The sequence below is a fragment of the Solimonas sp. K1W22B-7 genome (assembly GCF_003428335.1).
Classification (GTDB): Bacteria; Pseudomonadota; Gammaproteobacteria; order Nevskiales; family Nevskiaceae; genus Solimonas_A.
The window spans coordinates 3,715,535-3,736,849 of the sequence record NZ_CP031704.1 but is presented as its reverse complement, the minus strand read 5'-3'; the positions used below and the strand labels follow the sequence as shown (position 1 = coordinate 3,736,849).

The following is a 21,315-nucleotide window of genomic DNA, read 5'->3' as shown; positions in this document are numbered from 1 at the left end:
TCCATGCAGCTACGTCATCGTCAGAAGGGTATCGGCTGGTTCGGCCTGCTGTTCATCTTCGGCACCATCGCGTTCGTCGCCATCGTCGGCGGCAAGTGCTTCCCGCTTTACATGAACCAGTTCAAGCTGCAGAGCGCGTTGAACAAGGTTGCCACGGGTGGCAACCTGGCGAACGACGACGCCGGCGCTTCCCTGCGCAGCGAGTTGCAGCGCTACTGGGACATCGACGACATCACCCGCATCCTGCCCAAGGACATCAAGCTCAGGCGCAACGAGCGTGGTCGTTTCCTGATCTACGACTACGAAGCGCGCGAGAAGCTGTTCTACAACATCTTCATCGTCATCCATTTCCAGGGTGAAGTGCAGGTGTCGGGTGGCTCAGGCTCAAGTTTTTGACCGGGCCGGCAACCACTGATCTGACCCGGCGTCTCGGATATGACTTCCGGGACCCGGCGTTGCTGCAGCAGGCGCTGACCCACCGCAGCTACGCCTACGGCAACAACGAGCGCCTGGAGTTCCTCGGCGACGGCCTGCTGAATTTCGTCATCGGCGCGCGCCTCTACGCGCTGCAGCCGCGGGCGGAGGAGGGAGCGCTGTCGCGCCTGCGCGCCAGCCTCGTTCGCGAGGAGACCCTGGCCCTGCTGGGGCGCGACCTGCAACTGGGCGACCTGCTGCGGCTGGGCGAGAGCGAGATGAAGTCGGGCGGCTTCCGGCGGGATTCGATCCTGGCGGACGCCGTCGAGGCCTTGATCGGGGCGGTTTTCCTGGATGGCGGCTTCGACGCCGCCCGCTCCACCTGCGAGCGCCTGTACGCGCCGCTGCTGGCCGACCTGCCCGACGCCGAGTCGTTGAAGGACCCCAAGACCCGGCTGCAGGAAAAGCTGCAGGCCAATGGCCGTCCGCTGCCGCGCTACGAGATCCTGTCCGAGTCCGGCCCGCCCCATGCGCGCCGCTTTGCCGTACGCTGCCTGTTGCCGGACAACGAATCCTTCACCGAGTCCGAAGGGGCTTCCCGCCGCAGCGCCGAACAACGCGCGGCCGAACTGATGATTGCGAAAATACATGCGTAGCGGAATGGTGTCGGTCATCGGCCGACCAAACGTAGGCAAGAGCACCCTGGTCAACGCATTGGTCGGCCAGAAGGTGAGCATCGTCTCGCACAAGCCGCAGACCACGCGCCACCGCATCCAGGGCGTGCTGCACGAGGAGCGCGGCCAGGTGGTGTTCGTCGATACGCCGGGCCTGCACAAGGTGGAAACGCGCGCGCTCAACAAGGTGATGAACCAGGCCGCCGCCGGTGCCATCCACGACGTGGACGTGGTGCTGTTCGTGGTGGAGCTGACCCGCTGGACCGAAGAGGACGAGGGCGTGCTGCGCCGTCTCGAGGGCCTGACCACGCCGGTGGGCCTGGTGGTCAACAAGATCGACCGGCTCGACGACAAGGAAAAACTGCTGCCGCTGCTGCAGAAGCTGTCGGCGCGCCGCGACTTCGCCTTCATCGTCCCGCTGTCGGCGCAGAAGGGCTCCAACCTCAAGGGCCTGGTCGACGAGCTGTTCAGCCGCTTGCCCGAGGGCGATCCGCTCTATCCCGAGGACATGGTCACCGGCAACGACCTGGGCTTCACCGTGGCCGAGGTGATCCGCGAGAAGCTGATCCGCAGCTTGCACCAGGAACTGCCGTACTCCACCACGGTGGAGATCGAGGACTACAAGCGCGAGGGCAACCTCGACCGCATCCACGCCGTGATCTGGGTGGAGCGCGAGGGCCAGAAGAAGATCGTGATCGGCGAGGGCGGTGCCGCGCTCAAGCAGATCGGCACTGCCGCGCGCCGCGACCTGGAGCGCATGCTCGACCGCAAGATCTTCCTGCAGATCTGGTGCAAGGTCCGCGAGAACTGGAGCGACGATCCCAAGGCGCTGAAGCGCTTCGGTCTCACTCCCGACTGATGAACCTGAAAAGATCAGCAGTCCGCAAATGAACGCAAAGAACGCAAATGGAAGCAGGCTGTTGCTGCCGCCTCGGCGGGAAGCGTTTCTTGTTGGTCCATTTGCGTTCGTTTGCGTTCATTTGCGGACCAGATTGCTGTTTCTAGGATGAATCACGAGCGCGTCCAGCTCGAACCCGCCTGGCTGCTCAGCGCCAAACCCTATAGCGAGACCAGCCTGCTGCTGGAGGCCTTCAGCGAGCGCCACGGCCGCGTCGGCCTGGTCGCCAAGGGCGCGCGCGGGCCTAAGTCCAGGACCCGCGCCCTGCTGCAGCCCCTACGCCCGCTGCTGCTGAGCTGGACCCAGCGCGGTGAGCTGGCGGCCATGACCGGCGTGGAGGCCAATGGCCTGGTGCCGGAACTGACCGGCGAGCGCCTGTTCTACGGCTGGTATCTCAACGAACTGCTCTTGCGCCTGCTGCACCGGCAGGACCCGCACCCGGATGCCTGGCGTGCCTACGTGGAGACACTGGCAGCGCTTCCCGGCCCCGAGGCCGAGTTCGCGCTGCGCCTGTTCGAGAAGCGCCTGCTGGCCGACATCGGCTACGGCCTGGATTTTCCGGAGCACATCGATCCCGCGCTGTCCTATGGCTACAGCGAGGCGGAGGGCTTCGTGCCCGACGTTCGCGGACCCTGTTCCGGTCGCGCCTTGCTGGCGCTGCGCGACGAGCAGCCGGCGGGCGAGGGCGAGTGGCGCACGGAGCTGCGGCGCCTGATGCGCGAGCGGGTGCGCCGCCAGCTTGGCGGACGCGAACTGGAGACCGCCAAGCTGCTGCGGCAGCTGCGCGCAAGGGTATGATTCGCCTTTCACCGCCGCCGGCCGCCGCCATGTCACGCAAGCTTTCTTCGATCCGCCTCGGCATCAACGTCGACCACGTCGCCACGCTGCGCCAGGCGCGCGGCACGTCCTACCCGGATCCGGTCGAGGCCAGCCTGGTCGCCGCCAGCAGCGGCGGCGACAGCATCACCATGCACCTGCGCGAGGATCGCCGCCACATCCAGGACCACGATATCGAGCGCCTGCTGCAGGTCAGCCCGGTGCCGCTGAATTTTGAGATGGCGATCACGCCCTTCATGCTGGACTTCGCCTGCCGCCTGAAGCCGAAGTATGTCTGCCTGGTGCCGGAGAAGCGCGAGGAGCTGACCACCGAGGGCGGTCTCGACGTGGCCGGCCAGCTCGAAAGCGTGAAGCAGGCCTGTGCGCGCCTGGCCAAGGCCGGCATCGAGGTGGCGCTGTTCATCGACGCCGACCCGGCGCAGCTCAAGGCCACGCGCGCCAGCGGCGCGCCGCACATCGAGATCCACACCGGCGGCTATGCCGATGCCAGGGGTCGCAGGCAGGCGGCAGAGCTGGAGCGCATCGCCGCCTTTGCCCGCAATGCGAAGAAGGCTGGCCTGGAAGTGCATGCCGGCCACGGCCTGACGCTGCAGAACGTGGCGCCGATCGCGCGCATCGCGGAGATCGAGGAACTCAACATCGGCCACAGCATCGTGTCGCGTGCGGTGTTCGTCGGTTTCGCGGCCGCGGTCGCGGAGATGAAGCGCGCGATGACCGAGGCGCGCCGCGCCTGATCCGGGGCCCCAGCCCGATCCTTCCATGACCCGCGCCAGTCCAGACACGGCGGATGTCCTGCCGCGTACCGGCGCCGCGGAACTGTTGGCGCGCATGCTGCAGGCGCCGGCCGATGCGCCGGCGCTGCTCTGCGTCAGCAGCCGCCTGGCGCAGCACCTGTTCGAGACCCATGCCCGCGCCGCGCAGGCGCAGGGCCTGCTGGCCTGGGAGACGCCGCAGATCCTGACGCTGGATGCCTTCCTGCAGACGGCTGCCGAAGCCGTGCGCCTGGACCTGCGCCAGCAGGGCAGGGCACTGCCGCAGCTGCTGCGCCCGCAGCAGCGCCGCCTGCTGTGGCGGCTGACGATCGACGAGACGCGCCAGGAGCAGCCGCTGCTGCGCGCCGCCGAGGCCGCGCAGCTGGCCGCGGAGGCCTGGGACCTGGTCCACGAGTACGAATTGCCGCTGCCCCTGCCGGCGACCACGCCGGACGTGGAGCGCTTCAATCACTGGGCGCAGCAGTACCGCCGCCGCTGCCAGGCCCTGGGGCGCATCGACGCCCAGGGCTGGCGCGTGGCGCTGCTGCGCGCCATCGCCGAAGGCCAGGTGCCGGTGCCGCGCCGTGTCGTGCTGGCCGGCTTCCACGAGCCCACGCCCCTGCTGCGGCGTCTGGTCACGGCGCTGCAGGCGGCCGGCGGCACGGTGGAAGAACTGGAACCGGGTGGCTGCGAACCGCGGCCGCGACTGCTGCAGGCCGCCGATGCCGAGCAGGAGTTGCGCGCCGCCGCCGCATGGGCCGCTGCGCGCCTGCGCGAGCAACCGCAGCAGCGCATCGGCGTGATCGTTCCCGACCTCGGCAGCCGCCGCGCCGCCGTGCAGCGCCTGTTCGACGAGCAACTCTGCCCGCAGGCCGACGCGGTGGACGCGCACAGCCTGGCGCGGCCCTACAACCTGACGCTGGGCGAGCCGCTGTCGGCCACGGCCCTGCCGCAGGTCGCGTTGCGCCTGCTGCGCTGGCTGCACGAGCCCTTGCCCTATGCCGACGCCACCGCGCTGCTGTGCTCGCCGGCCTGGGGCGGCGGCGAGGACGAACGCCTGCACCGTGCCGCGATCGACGCGCGCCTGCGCCAGGAGGGTCACGTCGAGGTCAGCCTGGAGGCGCTGCGCCACTACGCGCGCTCGGACGCGCTGCGCAACCGCTGCGACGCCCTGATGGCGCTGCGCCAGCCGCAGCGCCGCGCGACGGCAGGCGAATGGGTGGACGTCATCGGCGCGGTGCTGCAGGCCGCCGGCTGGCCCGGCGCGCGCGCGCTGGACAGCGAGGAGTTCCAGGCGCACCAGGCCTGGGGCGCGTGCCTGGCGGAAATGGGCCGGCTGGAGCCGTTTCTGGGGCGCGTGCCCTGGTCGGCGGCGGTGGCGCAGCTGCGCGAGATCGCCGAGCAGACCTTGTTCCAGCCGCAGTCGCCAGCCAGCAGCGTGCAGGTGATGGGCGCGCTGGAGGCCGAGGGCCTGGAGTTCGACGCGCTGTGGATCACCGGCTTCGACGACGAGCACTGGCCGGCCGCGGTGCGCCCGCATCCCTTCATTCCCTATGCCCTGCAGCGCGAGCGCGGCCTGCCGCATGCCTGCGCCGCACAGGAGCTGGACTACGCCCGCCGCCTGACCGCGCGCTGGCTGGCGGCGGCGCCGGAGGTGCTGCTGTCCTGGCCGCGCCAGGAGCAGGACCGGCCGCTGTCGCCGAGCCCGCTGCTGGCGCCCTGGCTGGAGGGCGCCGAGGCGCTGCCGGTGCAGGCCCTGCCGCAGTCCTGGCTGGCGCAGCAGGACACGCCGCTGGAAGCGCTGCTGGATGCGCAGGCGCCGCCGTTGCCGCTGGACGGCCGCGTGCAGGGCGGCGTGAGGCTGCTCGGCGACCAGGCGCTGTGTCCCTTCCGCGGCTTCGCCACGCACCGCCTCGGCGCGCGCCGCCTGGAGGTGCCGCGCCCCGGCATCAGCGCGGCGGATCGCGGCAACCTGGTGCACCGAATCCTGGAAACCCTGTGGCGCGAGTTGCGCGACCAGCAGGGCTTGCTGGCGCTGCAGCCGGCGCAGCTGGAACAGCGCGTGGGCGAGGCCGTGGACGCCGCGCTGACGCGCCTGCTGCGCGAGGCGCCGCAGCGCCTGCGGCCCGCCATGCGCACGCTGGAGGATCTGCGCCTGCGGCGCCTGCTGGCGGCCTGGCTGGAGCAGGAGAAGCTGCGCCTGCCGTTCCGCGTGATCGAGCTGGAAGGCCGTGCGCCGGAGCAGCAGGAAGGCGGCAACGGCGAGGTGGAGTTCGAAGGCCTGCGCCTGCGGCTGCGGCGCGACCGCGTGGACGAACTGGATGGCGGCGGCCTGGTGGTGCTGGACTACAAGACCGGCGCCCGCCGCAAGCTGCCCTGGACCGACGAGCGTCCCGAGGAGCCGCAGCTGCTGATCTACGCGCTCACCGGCAGCGCCGTGCTGGGCGTGGCTTACGGCCGCGTGTATGCGGGCGACACCGGCTTCGAAGGCATTGCCGCGGCGGGCGAGATCGCGCCGGGCATCGCCGCCTGGGACCAGGTCAGGCAGACCGCCGACGCCACTGGCTGGGAGGCCCTGCTGGGCCGCTGGCGCGGCCAGCTGCACACGGTTGCCGGCGAAGTGCGCGAAGGCTGGGCGGCGGTGCTGCCCAAGCACCCGCGCCAGACCTGCCGCGACTGCGACCTGCACGCGCTGTGCCGTGTGCGCGAGAGCGTCGCGGAAGTGGCGGAGGACGAGGCGTGAGCGAGATCGCCGACCAGGCGCAGCGCCGACGCGCGCTCGACCCCGCCGCCAGCTTCATCGTCCAGGCGCCCGCCGGCTCCGGCAAGACCGAGCTGCTGACGCAGCGCGTGCTGCGGCTGCTGGCCGGCGTCGACGAGCCGGAGGAGGTGGTGGCGATCACCTTCACGCGCAAGGCCGCCGCCGAAATGCGTCACCGCGTCTTCGCCGCCGTGCAGCAGGCGCAGTCCGGCGAGCCGCCGGCCGACGCGCATCGCCGCGAGACCTGGCAGCTGGCGCGCGCCGCGCTGGCGCGTTCGCAGGAACGCGGCTGGGGCCTGCAGGACAACCCGCAGCGCCTGCGCATCCTCACCATCGACGCGCTGTGCGCGCAGGTCACGCAGCAGGCGCCGCTGACCGCGGGCTTCGGCGGCCGCGTGCAGGTGGCGGAGCATCCGCAGCTGGCCTATCGCGAGGCCGCGCGCGCCACCATCGAGTTGATCGAAAGCTCACCGTCGCTGGCGCCGCCGGTGGCGCGCGTGCTGGCGCATTTCGACAACCGCAGCTCGCTGCTGGAAGCGCAGCTGGTGATGCTGCTGGGCCGCCGCGACCAGTGGATCTCCTACACGCTGGCCGACGACCGCGCCGAGCGCACGCGCGCGGTGCTGGAGTCGGCATTGGCGGAGTTCGTGTCCGGCAGCCTGGCGGAGGTGGAGGCGCTGCTGCCGCGGCCGCTGCGCATTGCCTGGCTGGATTCCGCCGCCTACGCCTCCTCGAATCTCCACGCCGCGAACCCGGGCCTGCCGCTGCATGCATTGCGCGACGGCCACTGGCCGAGCTGCGATGCCGCGGGGCTCGCGGGCTGGCAGGCGCTGACGGAGCTGGTACTCAAGCGCGACGGCGACTGGCGCAGGATCGTCAACGCCACCAACGGCTTTCCCGCCGGCAAGAGCAAGGCGGAGAAGGCCGAGCGCGATCCGCCGCGTACGGCGCACCTGGAGCTGATCGACGCGCTGCGCGAGGTCCCCGGGTTGTGCCAGCGCCTTGCCGGCCTGCGCCAGCTGCCGCCGCCCTGCTACAGCGATGCGCAGTGGGAGATCCTGCAGGCGCTGCTGGACACGCTGCGCCTGGCCGCCACGCAGCTGCGGCTGGTGTTCATGGCACGCGGCGAGGTGGACTTCACCGAGGTGGCGAGCCAGGCGGTGGCGGCCCTCGGCGGTGCCGAGGGGCCGAGCGACCTGGCGCTGCGCATGGACTACCGCATCCGCCATCTGCTGGTCGACGAGTTCCAGGACACCTCGGCGCTGCAATGGCAGCTGCTGGCGCGGCTCACCGCCGGCTGGCAGGGAGACGACGGCCGCACGCTGTTCGTGGTCGGCGATCCGATGCAGAGCATCTACCGCTTCCGCAATGCCGACGTCGGCCTGTTCATGGACGCGCGCAACCAGGGCATCGGCAGCCTGCGGCTGCAGGCGCTGCAGCTGTCCTGCAATTTCCGCTCCGAAGCCGGCGTGGTGGACTGGGTCAACCAGGCCTTCGCGCAGGTGCTGCCGGCGCAGGAAGACCGCGAGCGCGGCGCCGCCGCGCATGCGCGGGCGGTGGCGACCCGGCCCGCCGCCGCGGCGCCCGCCGTCACCGTGCATGCGCTGGGCGACACCGAGCCCGCCGCCGAGGCGGCGCGGGTGCTGGAGCTGGTGCGGGCAGCGCATGCTGCCGACCCCGCGGCCAGCGTCGCCGTGCTGGTGCGCAGCCGCGGCCACCTGGAGGCGATCACCCCGGCGCTGCGCGAGGCCGGCATCGCCTACCGCGCGGTGGACATCGAGGGCCTGGCCGCGCGTCCCGCGATCGAGGACCTGCGCAGCCTGACGCGCGCGCTGCTGCACCCGGCCGACCGCATCGCCTGGCTGGCGCTGCTGCGCGCGCCCTGCTGCGGCCTGGCGCTGTCCGACCTGCTGCCGCTGGTGGAGGGCCTGCCGCCCGACATGCCGATGCTGGCCGGCCTGCGCGATCCCGCGCGCATCGCCCAGCTGTCCGCCGACGGCCGCACGCGCCTGGAGCGCTGCATGGCGGTGCTGGAGCCGGCGCTGGCGCAGCAGGGCCGCAAGCCGCTGCGGCGCTGGGTGGAGTCGGCCTGGCTGGCGCTGGGCGGCCCCGCCTGCGCCGCGCCGCGCGACCTGGCCGACGCGCAGGTGTTCCTGGCGCGGCTCGACGGCCTGGCGCGCGGCCCCGAGCTGCCGGACCTGGAGGCGCTGGACCTGGCCCTGGCGGAACTCAAGGCCAGTGCCGACGGCGAGGCCGGCGAGACCCTGAGCCTGATGACCATCCACAAGTCCAAGGGCCTGGAGTTCGACGTGGTGATCGTGCCCGGCCTGGGCCGCGGCACGCGCAGCGACACGCGGCCGCTGGTGGCCTGGGCTACGCGCCGCGGCGCCGATGGCGGCGAGCGCCTGCTGCTGGCGCCGCTGCACGCCAGTGGCGACGAGGACGATCCGATCTTCGATTTCGTACTCGGCCTGCAGGCCGAGAAGCAGCTGCACGAGGATGCGCGCCTGCTCTACGTCGCCGCCACGCGCGCACGCCGCGCGCTGCACCTGGTGGGCGCGCTGGAGGCAGGCGAGGGCGACAAGACACCGGAGCCGCCGTCGCGCAGCCTGCTGGCGCGGCTGTGGCCGGCGGTGGCGCAGGACTTCGCCGCGCTGGCGGGTTCCGCCCATGTGCCCCAATCCGAGGCGCCGCGCCGCCCGCCCGCGATCCGCCGCCTGCCGGCGCAGTGGAGCGCACCGCCGCTGCCGGCGGGCCCGGTGTCTGCCGACGGTGCCGCCGTCGCCCTGCCGATCCCCTTCGACTGGGCCGGCGAGGCCGCACGCGCCGTCGGTATCTCCTATCACCGCTGGATGCAGCAGATTGCCCGCGAGGGCGTGGAGCGCTGGGACGAGGCGCGGGTGCTGGCGATGGCCGCCGATCTGGACGAGATGCTCGCCGCCGAGGGCGTGCCCGCGGCGCGCTGCGAGGCGGCGCGGCAGCGCGTGCAGCAGGCGCTGGCGGCCACGCTGCAGGACCCGCGCGGCCGCTGGCTGCTGCAGGCCCATGCGCAGGCGCGCAGCGAGTGGGAGCTGACCGCCGTGCTCGACGGCCAGCCGCGCCGCTTCAAGCTGGACCGCAGCTTCGTCGACGCCGAGGGCCAGCGCTGGGTGGTGGACTTCAAGACCAGCGTGCACGAGGGCGGCAACATGGAGGCCTTCCTGGCCGCCGAACTGCAGCGCTACCGTGCGCAACTCGAGGGCTATCGCGCCGCCTTGCGCGGGCTGGACGGCAGCAGCCCGCGGCTGGCCCTGTACCTGCCGCTGATGGCCGATCCTGCGCATCGCTGGGTCGAATTGCCTTGATCTTCCCCTAACGTCTTTGATCTTTTCTGGGAGCGACCCAAGTCGCGATCTTTTGCGCCAGGATCGCGGCTTGCGCCGCTCCCGCGAGGGAACCGCGCCATATTCCTGTCATCTGCGCAATCTTGTTCGCGGAGCGTCAAGCTGTTTAGTCTAGGCTCTCATTCCGAGCACCTGACCTCATGACTTCCAAGCTCACGCCCCGCTGGATTCGCGCCAACGGACTGGAATTCGCCTATCTCGAAGCCGGCCAGGGCCCGCTGGTGCTGTGCTTCCACGGCTTCCCCGACACGGCCTGGAGCTTCGAGCCGATCATCCAGTCGCTGGCGCAGGCGGGCTACCGCGCCGTCGCCGTGTTCATGCGCGGCTACGCGCCCACCGCGCTGCCGGCCGACAAGGACTACCGCATCACCACGCTGGGCCGCGACGTGATCGCGCTGATCGATCACTTCGGCGCCGACAAGGCCTATCTGGTGGGCCACGACTGGGGTGCCGCCGCGGTCTACACCGCCGCCGCGCTGCGCCCGGACCGCGTGCACCGCATCGCCACCGCCGCCGTGCCACATCTGCGCCGCTTCCTGCTGCGCCCGGCGCTGCGCCAGCTCAAGCGCTCGCGTTACATGGGCTTCTTCCAGCTGCCGGTGATCCCCGAGCGCCGCATCCGCGCGCAGGACTTCGCCTGGCTGCGCGCGCTGATCCACGAGTGGTCGCCGGACTGGCAGTTCACCGATGCCGACTTCGAGCCGCTGCGCGCGCTGTTCAGCGAGCCGGAACGCCTGCGCGCCGCGCTGGGCTACTACCGCGCCATGCCCCGGGGCCTGCTGCAGGGCGAGGGCTGGCAGACGCTGATGAAGCCCATCGCCGTGCCCGCCCGCGTGATCGTCGGCGAGAACGATGGCTGCATCGGCCGCGAGATGTTCCTGGGACAGGACCACCTGTTCTCGGCCGGCTACGAGCGCATCGAAATGCCCGGCTGCGGCCACTTCATGCACTGCGAGCAGCCGCAGGGCTTCGCCGACCTGCTGGTGGAGTTCTTCAAGCGCGGCTAGGCGATCGGAGAGGGCCGGGCGGGCGCGCTCCAGGGGTTACCCATGAGACTGCACATCCTGTCCGACCTGCACCTGAGCGTCTGCCCGATGGAGCGGCCGCAGGCCGATGCCGACGTTGTGATCCTGGCCGGCGACATCTCGCGCCCGGCCGAGGCGGCCGAGTGGGCCGCCGGCTTCGGCCGGCCGGTGCTCTACGTGCCGGGCAACCATGAGTTCTACGGCGGCAGCATCGACGGCACCCTGGCCGAATTGCGCGAGCGCTGCGCTGCGAGCGGCGTGCGGCTGCTGGACGCGGACAGTTGCGTCATCGGCGGCGTGCGCTTCCTCGGCGCCACGCTGTGGACCGACTTCCGGCTGTCCGCCGATCCCGAACAGCAGGACCTGGCGCAGCGCGCGGCGCTGCGCTTCAACCGCGATTTCTCGCGCATCCGCCTGCGGCAGGGCGAGGACGCCCTGCTCACGCCGGGCTCCTCCGCGGCGCTGCACGCCGAATACCTCGGCTGGCTGCGCTCGCGCCTGGACGAAGCGCATGACGGCCCCACCGTGGTCATCACCCACCACGCGCCCTCGCCACGGAGCATTGCCCCGCGCTTCGCCAACTCGCCGATCAACGCCGGCTTCATCACCGACCTGGAAGCGCTGATGGGCCGCGAGCGCGTCGCGCTGTGGATCCACGGCCACACGCACGACAGCTTCGACTACGAGGTGAACGGCACGCGCGTGGTCTGCAATCCGCGCGGCTATGCCAGCGGCGCGGTCAACGAGAACCGTGCCTTCGATCCGCACAAGGTAGTGGAAGTGAGGGAGACTGCATCGGCATGAACACCGCATCCTGGGGCCGCATCGCCCGCCGCCATCCTTCCGCCTTCCTGCTGGCGGTGCAGCTGCTGAGCCTGGTGGCCTATCCGCTGTTCGACGGCCTGCACAGTGGCCGCCTGGTGTTCGGCGCCTTCGGCGCCTCGGTGCTGGTGCTGGCGGTATGGGTGGTCAACCGCAGCCCGGCGCTGAACTGGGTGGCCTGGTCGCTGGCGATTCCGGCCTTCATCAGCGCGCTGTCCGCCGCGATCTTCCAGAACCCCGTGCTGCTGGTGATTTCCTCCCTGCTGGAAGCGCTGCTGTACTTCTATGCCGCCGGCGCGCTGATCGCCTACATGATGAGCGACTCGCGGGTGACAGCGGATGAACTGTTCGCCGCCGGCGCCACCTTCACGCTGCTGGCCTGGGGCTTCGCCTACCTCTTCGTGGTCTGCCAGGCCTGGTATCCCGGCAGTTTCACCGGCGCCGTCGAGCCGGACCGTGCACGCACCTGGCTGGAGCTGCTGTTCCTGAGCTTCACCAACCTCGCCGCCGTGGGCCTGGGCGACATCCTGCCGCTGGGCTCGGCGGCGCGGGTGCTGGTGATGCTGGAGCAGTTCGCCGGCGTGGGGTATATCGCGGTGGTGGTGTCGCGGCTGATCGGCTTGACGATATTGAAGCAGGGGAAGGAATAGTGAAGCTGTACGCGTTGAGAATAGAGAAGTCCGGACGGCTCCGCTGAACAAAGTCGCCATCTTCGTAGACGTCCAGAACGTCTACTACACGACGAAGCAGGCCTTCGGCCGCCACTTCGACTACAACGCGTTCTGGGCCGCGGTCACGCGCGAGCGGCAGGTGGTCAAGGCGCTGGCGTATGCGATCGACCGTGCCGACGGCAAGCAGCGGCAGTTCCAGAACATCCTGCGCGGCATCGGTTTCGACGTGCAGCTGAAGCCCTACATCCAGCGTTCCGACGGCTCCGCCAAGGGCGACTGGGACGTGGGGATCGCGATCGACGTGATGGATCACGCGGCCAGCGTGGACGTGGTGGTGCTGGTGTCGGGCGACGGTGACTTCGCCCTGCTGGTGGATCGCATCCGCCAGAAGTACGGCGTGCAGGTGGAGGTCTACGGCGTGGAGGCGTTGACGGCGCAGGGGCTGGTGCGGTCCGCGTCCGCGTTCTTTCCCATCGGTGGCGAACTGCTGCTCAGCGGCAACAAGGGCTGATCCAGCCGCCGGTCCTCCCGCGCGGGGTCGTCTCGACAGCGCGGACGCCATTGATTGGCAATGGGTTCTTGCTCCATTTTTTGGGTGCTATCGGTGCGAACTTTCCACTGAGAGTGCCGATACCGCAGAAGACCTGACAGCAACGTCACGTTGACAGCCTCTCGAAGCTTGGGTCATATCCGCGCACATCCCGAGGAGTGATTGTTCACATCGGGACAGGCTGCGTGGGGAATTCACGGGAAACGGGCACGTGCCTGCACAGCTGCAGGCCATCGGTCGCTGCGTGCGGCGATCGGATTCATTCCCTGTTCCCGTCAGACGATCTGAAGCGGCCAGATGGGCGGGTATCGCGTTGTCCTCCCGCTCGCGTCAGGGCTGCGCGCAGCAGCGACCCCACAGACATGTATGGAATGACTTTCCCGCCAGTACCCGGGAATCTCGCATCACAGGAATTCAAGATGGCCCGCATCACCCCCACACCGGCGCCGCTGCGCCGCACCGCCCATGCCCTGCGCCATGCCCTGCTCGGCGTGACGCTGGCGGCCAGCGCCGGCTGGTCGGCCCTGGCGCTCGCGGAACAGGAGCGTGCGCCGCGCGAGAAAGCCCCGCAGGGTCTCGCCGCCATCCGCACCCAGATCGAGCACAGCAAGTCCCCTGCCGAGCTGTCCGCGCAGCTGCAGCGCCTGCGCGACGCATTCATCGCCGCCGACGCGCGCGAGCGCGACAGCTTCGACGCCACCGCCCGTCACATCCAGGACAAGCGCCTGCCCGCCGGCATCCAGCGGCGCCACCAGCAGGCCCTGCAGGCCTGGCGCCAGCAAAGCGAAGCGACCCTGGAAGAGTTCGTTCCGCTGCTCGCCGAAAAGCGCCCCGCCGAAGCCCGCCGCCGTGTCGACGCGCTGCTGCAGCGGCTCGAACGCCGCCCGGCGCTGCTCGGCGCCCCCGCCATCCGGCACGAGCTGCCGGGGCAGCCCCGCCTCAAGGCCCCGCGCGCACCGCGCCGTACGCTGCGCGAATACACCGCCACGCAGGACACCTTGCTGGTTGCCGACAACAGCGCCGTGAGCATCCTGCTGGCCGCCGCCGCCGTCGGCCTGCCCACCGCCGAGCACCTGGCGCAGACCGAAGACGCCCCCTTCACCGACGCCATCCGTGCACAGGCCGCCGAGCTGCACGGCCAGCCGGTGGAGATCGTCAACTGGGTGCGCAACCACATCGAGTTCGTACCCGGCTACGGCTCCATCCAGGGCGCCGACCAGACCTTGCAGAACCGCCGCGGCAACGCCGCCGACACCGCCAGCCTGCTGATCGCCCTGCTGCGCGCCTCGGGCATCGCCTCGCGCTATGTCACCGGCACCGTCGAGCTCGATGCCGCCGAGGCCATGAACTGGCTCGGCGACCTGCCGTCGCCGCAGGCCGCGCTGGCACTGCTGCAGCAGGCCGGCGTGCCCGCCGAGTCCGTGACCACCGCCGGCGTCGTCACCGCCATCCGCTTCGAGCACGTCTGGGTGGAAGCCTTCGTCGACTTCGAGCCTTCCCGCGGCGCGCGCAACCGCGTGCCCGACACCTGGGTGCCGATCGACGCCAGCTTCAAGAAGATCCTGTACAGCCCCGGCCTGGATATCGCCCGCGACCTGCGCTTCGACGCCGAGAGCTTCATCCAGCGCCTCGCCACCGGCAGCCAGCGCGACGCGCAGGCCGGCTCCGTCTCCGGCGTCAACGTCAGCGCCATCCAGCAGCAGCTGCAGGCCTATCGCCTGCAGGTCGGTCGCTTCGTCGACAGCGTCAGCCCCGACGCGCGCGTCGCCGACGTGCTCGGCAGCGCCAGCCTGGTGGAGCGCCACCCCGGGGTGCTGGCCGCCGCCCTGCCGTACAGGATCACCGTCGCGCCCACGGCGATGCTGTCCTTGCCCGACAGCCTGCGCTGGAAGCTGCGCGTCAAGGTCTACGCCAGCGCCGCCGACCGCATCGCCGGCCGTAGCCTGGCCGACGTCGAGCGCTCGCTGCCGCAGTTGGGCGGCCAGCGCATGGCCCTGTCCTTTGTGCCGGCGACGCCGGACGACGCCGAGGCACTGGCCAGCTACCTGCCTGCGCCGCATGCCGACGGCACGCCGGTGCAGCCCGAGGAATTCCCGCAGGAACTGCCCGGCTATCTCATCGAGATGAGCACGCGCCTGATGGTGGGCGACCAAGCGCTCTCCGGTGGAGGCAGCGCCAGCGTCACCCTGGGCCTGCCGGTGCTGGTGCAGACCGAGTTCTACGATCCCTCGCAGCAGGCCTGGGCCGGCGCCACCGAGCGCGTCGCCGAGGTGGGCGAGTACCACGCCTTCACCGTCAACGGCCAGGGTGTGGGCTTGCCGCGCGCGCAGGCCATGGCGCAGCGCCTCGACGGCCTGCGCAGCACCCTGCAGTCTCGCCAGTACAACGCCCTGACGCGCGACCAGTTGGCCGGAGCCCTGCTGGAAGACGCCGGCCTGGCCTACTTCGCCGTCACCGACGTCAACGACACCCTCTATTCGAAGATCGCCCGCGCCGTAAGCGCGCGCCAGCCTTCGCTGCTGCGCAGCTATGCCGACGCCGAGACCACGTTCTCCTACGGCATTCCCCTGCACGTCCGCTTCCCGGGCGTAGCCCTGCAGGTAGACCGGCTTGCCAACGCCGTGGTCACACGCCAGATCGGCGACGACGGCCAGCCCGGGGGCTACGCCGGCTTCCGCCGCGCCGGCCTGGAGCGCGCCTCCGCCTATGCCCACCTGACCCTGGAGCGCCTCTACGCCCGCGGTCCGCAGCAGGGCGCCTCCGCCATCAAGGCCCTGGCGCGCTCGATCATCGCCGGCACGCCGGTCTATCGCCTGACCCCCGCAAACCTCGACACGGCGCTGGCGCGCATCGACCTGCCCGCCGCAGACAAGGACCTGCTGCGGGCACAGGTCGCCGCCGGACGCAGCGGCCTGGTGTCCGAGTCGCCGGTGACCCTCGGCGGCTGGAGCGGCAGCGGCCTGGTCGTGTCCGACGAGTCCAGCGGAGCGGGGGAGTACCGCATCAGCGGCGGTGACAGCGGCCGCCTGCAGGCGGGCAACATGACCTGGCTGGCCCTGGGCAGTCCCGCCCAGGCCGCCGGCGGCGCCCTGTCTACCCTGCAGGCCGCCCAAGGCCTGCACCAGGGCCTGGCCGTGCTGCTGGGCGACAGCAACGGCGTGCGCTGGCGCGAGTACGCCGCGCAGCCCGACGTGATCGGCGCCCTGCTGCTCGGCTTCGTCAGCGACGCCGCCGGCGCGGACGCCGCGGGCCAGGCGATCCTGCTGACTACCGCCGATGCCGCCACCGCCGCCGGCAACACCGCCACCGAAGCCAACCACGCCCCGGTCTTCACCACCGCCCCGGTGACCCAGGCGGTGGACGGCAAGCCCTACCGCTACGCCGCCTCTGCCGCCGATCCCGAAGGTGACCCCATCGCGTACCGCATCGCCCGCGGCCCTGGCGGCCTGGGCGTCAGCGCCAGCGGCCTGGTGTCCTGGCCGCAGCCCGTGCAAGGTGACTGGACCGTCACCCTGCGCGCCGACGACGGCCACGCCTGGCGCGAGCAGACCTGGTCCCTGCACGTCGACGAAGCGTCCGCCGCACTGGACGCCAGCCTCAGCATCAGCCCCGAGCTGGCCGACCCCGGCGCCCCCGTCACCCTCAGCGTCGCCAGCAGCGGCGGCAGCGGCACGGTCACGCGCATACTGACCGTCAACGGCACGCCGGTCGCCATCCCCGCCAACGGCATCCTGCAGCAACCCGCCCCGCAAACCCCCGGCGTCTACCGCATCGCCCTGCAGGTCAGCGACGACAGCACCACACTCCACCGCGAAGCCCTGCTGCGCGTGCGCAGCGCCGACGACAGCGCAGCACCCGTCGCCGAAATCACCAGCCCCGAGGCCGACGCCGAAGTCAGCGGCCGCATCCCGATCCAGGGCAGCGCCAGCGACGATCACTTCGCCTGGTACAAGCTGCTGTGGCGCCCCCTGGGCGCCGGCGACGACGCCTGGCGCGAGATCCTCACCCGCACCACGCCGGTGGCCAACGGCGTACTGGGCAGCTTCGACCCCACCACCCTGGACAACGGCCTCTACCAGCTGGCCCTGGTCGCCGCCGATACCGGCGGACGCCAGACCACCGCCCTGGTCTCGATCGAAGTCTACGGCGAGCAGAAGCTCGGCCAGTTCAGCATCAGCTTCGTCGACCTGAGCATCGAAGCCGCCGGCATCCCCATCCAGGTCACCCGCACCTACGACACCCGCCGCAAGGCCGACCCGCTCGACTTCGGCCATGGCTGGAGCGTGGACTACCAGAGCGTCCGCCTGCGCCAGAACATGACCCTGGGCCTGCAGTGGAACGTCGAAACCCCGCCGGGGCAGTTCAACGTGTGTTTGCGCCCCGTCGGCAAGCGCCGCATCGCCATCACCCTGCCCGACGGCAAGGTCGAGCGCTACACCGCGCGCAACGCCACCGAGTGCAGTTTCGGCCAGCCCCCGCCGGTCAACATCCTGTTCGACCCTGCACCGGGCACCACCGGCACCCTCACCCTGGTCAACGTCCCCAACGTCAAAGCCCAGGGCGGCGTGCTCTACGACATGGACAACCTGGAAACCTGGAACCCCCAGGAGTTCAAGCTCAAGACCCAGGAGGGATTGGAGTACTACCTCCGGGAGGGTGTCGGCATCGAGCGCGTCAAGGACGCCTTCGGCAATACCCTGGACTACACCCCCGGCGGCCTGATCCACAGCGGCGGCCAGACCATCCGCTTCGATCGCGACGCACAAGGCCGCATCACCGCCGTCACCGACCTGGCCGGCAAGAAGATCCAGTACGGCTACAGCGCCCAGGGCGACCTGAGCACCGTCACCGACCGCAGCGCCCAGACCACGCGCTTCAAGTACGACCGCAGCCACGGCCTGACCGACCTCATCGACCCGCGCGGCATCACCGTCGCCCGGCAGATCTACGACGAGCAGGGAAGACTGATCGCCACCATCGACGCCGACGGTCAGCGCAGCGACATCGTGTTCCAGCCTGACGACAACCGCCAGGTGGTGAAGAACCGGCGCGGATTCGAGACGGCTTATCTCTACGACAGCGAAGGCAACGTCTTGGAGAAAACCGACGCGCTCGGGCACAAGACGTCTTTCGAATATGACGCCAACGGCAACGAGACCAAGGTTACCGACGCCTATGGCAAGGCCGTCACGCGCAGCTACAACGCCGCCAACCAACTGCTGAGCGAGAAGAACGCCCTCAACCAGGGCAGCACCAATGACTGGGTGCTGGACAACGGCAGCCAGCGCTGGCAGCTGCTGAGCACGACCGATGCCCGCGGCAACCTCACCACCAACACCTACAGCCAGATCACCGCCGAGCTGACGCTGATCACCGAGCCGCTGGGCCGCAGCACGCGCATCTTCCAGAACGGCAAGGGCGAACTGCTGGGCCTGAACCTCTCCGGCAACCTCAGCCAGTACGGCTACAACGCCCAGAGCCAGAAGATCTCGGAGACGGATCCGCTGGGGCGCATCACCAGCCTGGAACTGGATGCCAACGGGCAGGAGATTGCGCGGACTAGCCAGCGCACCCGGGCTGATGGCAGTGTCAGCACGGTCAGGACCAGTCGCAGGCTGGATGCCGAAGGCCGCGTGACCGAGGAAACCGGTCCCACCGGCCTGAAGACCACAACGACCTACAACACCGCCGGCAAGGTGGAGAGCCAGACCGATGCCCGGGGCAAGGTCACCCGCTACGAGTACGACAGCCTGGCGCGGCTGATCAAGACGATTCATGCGGATGGCGGCACGGAGACGGTCGCCTACGACGCCGAAGGCAACGAGGTTGAAAAGACTGACCGTGCAGGGCGGACGACCCAACTCGAATATGACGCCCTCAACCGTTTGACCAAGACCATCCACCCGGACGGCAGCACCGAAGAGACCGTCTATGACAACGTCGGCAGGGTTTATCAGCAGAAGGACAGCCTGGGCCGCAGCCTCACCAACGGCTACGACGATGCCGGGCGGCTGACCAGCAGCACCGATGCCCTGGGCCAGATCACCGCCTACGGCTACGACGCCAATGGCAACCGCACCCGCGTCACGGATGCCAGCCTCAAGGCCACGGTCTTCGAGTACGACGCGCTCAATCGGGTAACCAAGGTAACGTTGCCGGACGGCAGCTTCACGCAAACCACCTGGACGCCCTCAGGCCAGAAGGAAACGGAAACCGACGCCAGCGGCAAAACCACCACCTTCGGTTACGACGCCAAGGGCCAGCTGACGACCGTCACCCAGAACGACGGCGCGCAGGATCTGGTCACCACCTACGGCTATGACGAGTTGGGCAACAAGATCAGCCAGACCGATGCTAAGGGGCGAATCACGCGGTGGGAGTACAACGACCTTAGCCAGGTGACGGCGAGGGTGCTGCCGGAAGGGGAGAGGGAAACCTTCGGCTACGACAGCAACGGCAACCGTACTTGGCACAAGGACTTCAACGGCCGCACCCATACCTATGCCTACGACGATCTCAATCGCGAGATCGAGCGCAAGTATGCCGACGGCTCAAGGGTCAAGACGACTTACACCGCCAGCGGGCAGATCGACACGCAGACCGATGCCCGGGGCGTCACGAAGTACCAGTACGACGCCCGCGACCGTCTGGCCCGCGTCGAATCACCCGAGGGCGTGATCCGCTATCAGTACGACCAGAACGGCAACCGGACCCTGCTGAGCACCAATCACCAGAACGTGCAGTACGGGTTTGATGAGCTGAATCGACTGGCCTCGGTCACAGATACCAACGGCAAGCAGACCACCTACCAGTACAACGCCCGTAGCCAGAAGGTCCGCGTCAGTCTGCCCAATGGCACCAGCAGCTATTGGGAGTACGACGACAACGGGCGGATCACGGAGGTGCGGCATGAGAAGACCGCGACAGGGGCAATCCTGGGGGCTTATCGCTATACGCTGGCGGCGAATGGGCAGCGGATGCGGTTGGCAGAGCGGGACCAGGCTGGACCTACCCGCACTGCAGACTATGAGTATGACGGGCTAAATCGCTTGACGAAGGAAACGGTCGCCGACCATCGCGACTCAAGCAGGAGCTACAGCACTGCATGGGCGTACGACAAGGTTGGGAATCGTCAGACGCAGACCAAGACCCAGGGCGGGCAGGTCGAGGTTACGAGCTATGCGTATGACGACAATGATCGGTTGTTGACGGAGGTCAGGGCGCTGGATGGGGTGAATCAGTACAGCAGCGTCTATAGCTATGACGGGAATGGGAATACGACGAAGAAGGTGGTTACGGCGGATGGGCAAGCGGAGACCCATGTTTATGGGTGGAATGATGACAACCGGTTGGTGAAGTACAGCCGAAATGGGCTGCAGAAGGCGAGTTATCAGTATGAGCCAGAGGGGATTCGTACCGCCAAGAATGGGACGCAATACCTAGTTGATTACAACCAGCAGTATCCGCAGGTAATCGAGGCTGCCGCAGGCGCAGAAGAACTGGAAATCAGCTATCTGCACGGAGACGATTTGCTAAGTCAGAATCAGCAGGGACGGTTGAGCTTCTATCATGCGGACGGGTTGGGAGGTACCAGGTTATTGACTGATGGAGCGGCGGAACTCAACGGAAGCTACGAATATCAGGCTTACGGAGAACTGGCCAAGGGCATCGGACCAGAGGAGAACGCCTTTCTTTTTTCAGGAGAGGAATATGATCCTGACATCGGAATGTATTATTTGAGAGCTAGGTGGATGATCGCTTCAACAGGCCGATTTAATTCGCTGGATGAGGCCAATGGAATCGATGTGATTCCGCGGACGCTGCACAAGTACTCATATGCCAACCAAGACCCGGAAAACTGGGCAGATCCGAGCGGATACTCTGCAGGATTGATGGAAGCTGTTGGTGCACTTGGTGCCCTGGCTACGCTAACAACTGTGACTACAGCGCATTTGAGTAGAAAGACAACACATTTCCACTTTGGACGTAGGACGGAACTGGATATTGCGAAAAGCGTGGCCTCTGCGGAGACCTGTGCGGCAAAGATTCGAGGGCAATCGTTGTCGGAGGATTTTAGCTGTGGATGGGGTGCTCTCCCCATTGTATTTATGGACTCGACAAGAATGCCGAATATTTACTCTCATGTACTTGCATCTCAAGGCATGGGAAATCCGGCCTTACTCACTAGATCATTTCTAAAAATTATCGGAAATAGAAGGGCCGCCCGTAAAAACTGTGCGCAAGGGAAAGCACTTTTTGTGGCGGGGAGTTCCTGCGACGAATATCCCTTTGCTTCGACATACGAAGGAGGCCCTTCGGCAACAGTTGCTTATGTGCCGCTGGTTGAAAATTTGATACAAGGTGGCATTCTTTCCATCTTCTACACCACTTGCGGCGTTCTTCCGGACATCGTTCCTTTCAATGCTTTTATAGCGGTACCGGTAGTCTCTTCTCCAAGATCATTTCAGTGTGGAACTTAGGCGGTCTAATATGAAAATACCCCCAGCACTCTCTTACCTAGAGCCAGT

General features: G+C 68.7%; 12 protein-coding genes. All 12 read left to right on the top strand.

The features are described 5' to 3' along the window. Positions 1–3 precede the first annotated feature (3 nt). The 12 genes from D0B54_RS16745 (at position 4) to D0B54_RS16690 (ending at position 21,267) form a co-directional block, all read left to right on the top strand. Positions 4–396, top strand: a complete 393-nt coding sequence (locus D0B54_RS16745; RefSeq protein ID WP_117292412.1) for a DUF4845 domain-containing protein — start codon at positions 4–6, stop codon at positions 394–396. Then, on the top strand, positions 393–1,070 hold the full coding sequence (gene rnc, locus D0B54_RS16740) for a ribonuclease III (RefSeq protein WP_256365892.1): 678 nt from the start codon (positions 393–395) through the stop codon (positions 1,068–1,070). The genes D0B54_RS16745 and rnc overlap by 4 nt, the downstream gene beginning before the upstream one ends. Next, the gene (gene era, locus D0B54_RS16735) at positions 1,063–1,947 is read left to right on the top strand and encodes a GTPase Era (RefSeq protein ID WP_117292411.1); all 885 of its coding nucleotides are present in this window, start codon (positions 1,063–1,065) and stop codon (positions 1,945–1,947) included. The genes rnc and era overlap by 8 nt, the downstream gene beginning before the upstream one ends. A gap of 147 nt (positions 1,948–2,094) precedes the next feature. Continuing rightward, positions 2,095–2,784 carry a DNA repair protein RecO gene (gene recO, locus D0B54_RS16730; RefSeq protein WP_117292410.1) on the top strand — a complete coding sequence of 230 codons (690 nt, stop codon included), beginning with the start codon at positions 2,095–2,097 and terminating at the stop codon, positions 2,782–2,784. 29 nt (positions 2,785–2,813) lie between these two features. Further along, the gene (gene pdxJ / locus D0B54_RS16725; protein WP_117295318.1) at positions 2,814–3,557 is read left to right on the top strand and encodes a pyridoxine 5'-phosphate synthase; all 744 of its coding nucleotides are present in this window, start codon (positions 2,814–2,816) and stop codon (positions 3,555–3,557) included. Between the two features lie 25 nt (positions 3,558–3,582). Beyond that, entirely contained in the window at positions 3,583–6,318 is a 2,736-nt protein-coding gene (locus D0B54_RS16720; protein WP_117292409.1) for a PD-(D/E)XK nuclease family protein, read from the top strand. Next, a complete protein-coding gene (locus tag D0B54_RS16715; protein ID WP_162932491.1) occupies positions 6,315–9,680 on the top strand; it encodes a UvrD-helicase domain-containing protein in 3,366 nt (1,121 codons plus the stop codon). Before D0B54_RS16720 ends, D0B54_RS16715 begins: the two co-directional genes overlap by 4 nt. Positions 9,681–9,859: 179 nt before the next feature. Then, complete coding sequence (locus tag D0B54_RS16710) at positions 9,860–10,726, top strand: alpha/beta fold hydrolase (RefSeq protein ID WP_117292407.1); 867 nt, start codon at positions 9,860–9,862, stop codon at positions 10,724–10,726. Positions 10,727–10,768: 42 nt separating this feature from the next. Beyond that, entirely contained in the window at positions 10,769–11,548 is a 780-nt protein-coding gene (locus D0B54_RS16705) for a metallophosphoesterase (protein WP_117292406.1), read from the top strand. Continuing rightward, a complete protein-coding gene (locus tag D0B54_RS16700) occupies positions 11,545–12,216 on the top strand; it encodes an ion channel (protein ID WP_117292405.1) in 672 nt (223 codons plus the stop codon). Before D0B54_RS16705 ends, D0B54_RS16700 begins: the two co-directional genes overlap by 4 nt. Before the next feature lie 43 nt (positions 12,217–12,259). Next, positions 12,260–12,748: a LabA-like NYN domain-containing protein gene (locus tag D0B54_RS16695; protein ID WP_117292404.1), complete on the top strand. Its 489-nt coding sequence runs from the start codon at positions 12,260–12,262 to the stop codon at positions 12,746–12,748. A 458-nt stretch (positions 12,749–13,206) separates the two neighbouring features. After that, positions 13,207–21,267 carry a transglutaminase domain-containing protein gene (locus D0B54_RS16690; protein ID WP_117292403.1) on the top strand — a complete coding sequence of 2,687 codons (8,061 nt, stop codon included), beginning with the start codon at positions 13,207–13,209 and terminating at the stop codon, positions 21,265–21,267. Positions 21,268–21,315: the final 48 nt, after the last annotated feature.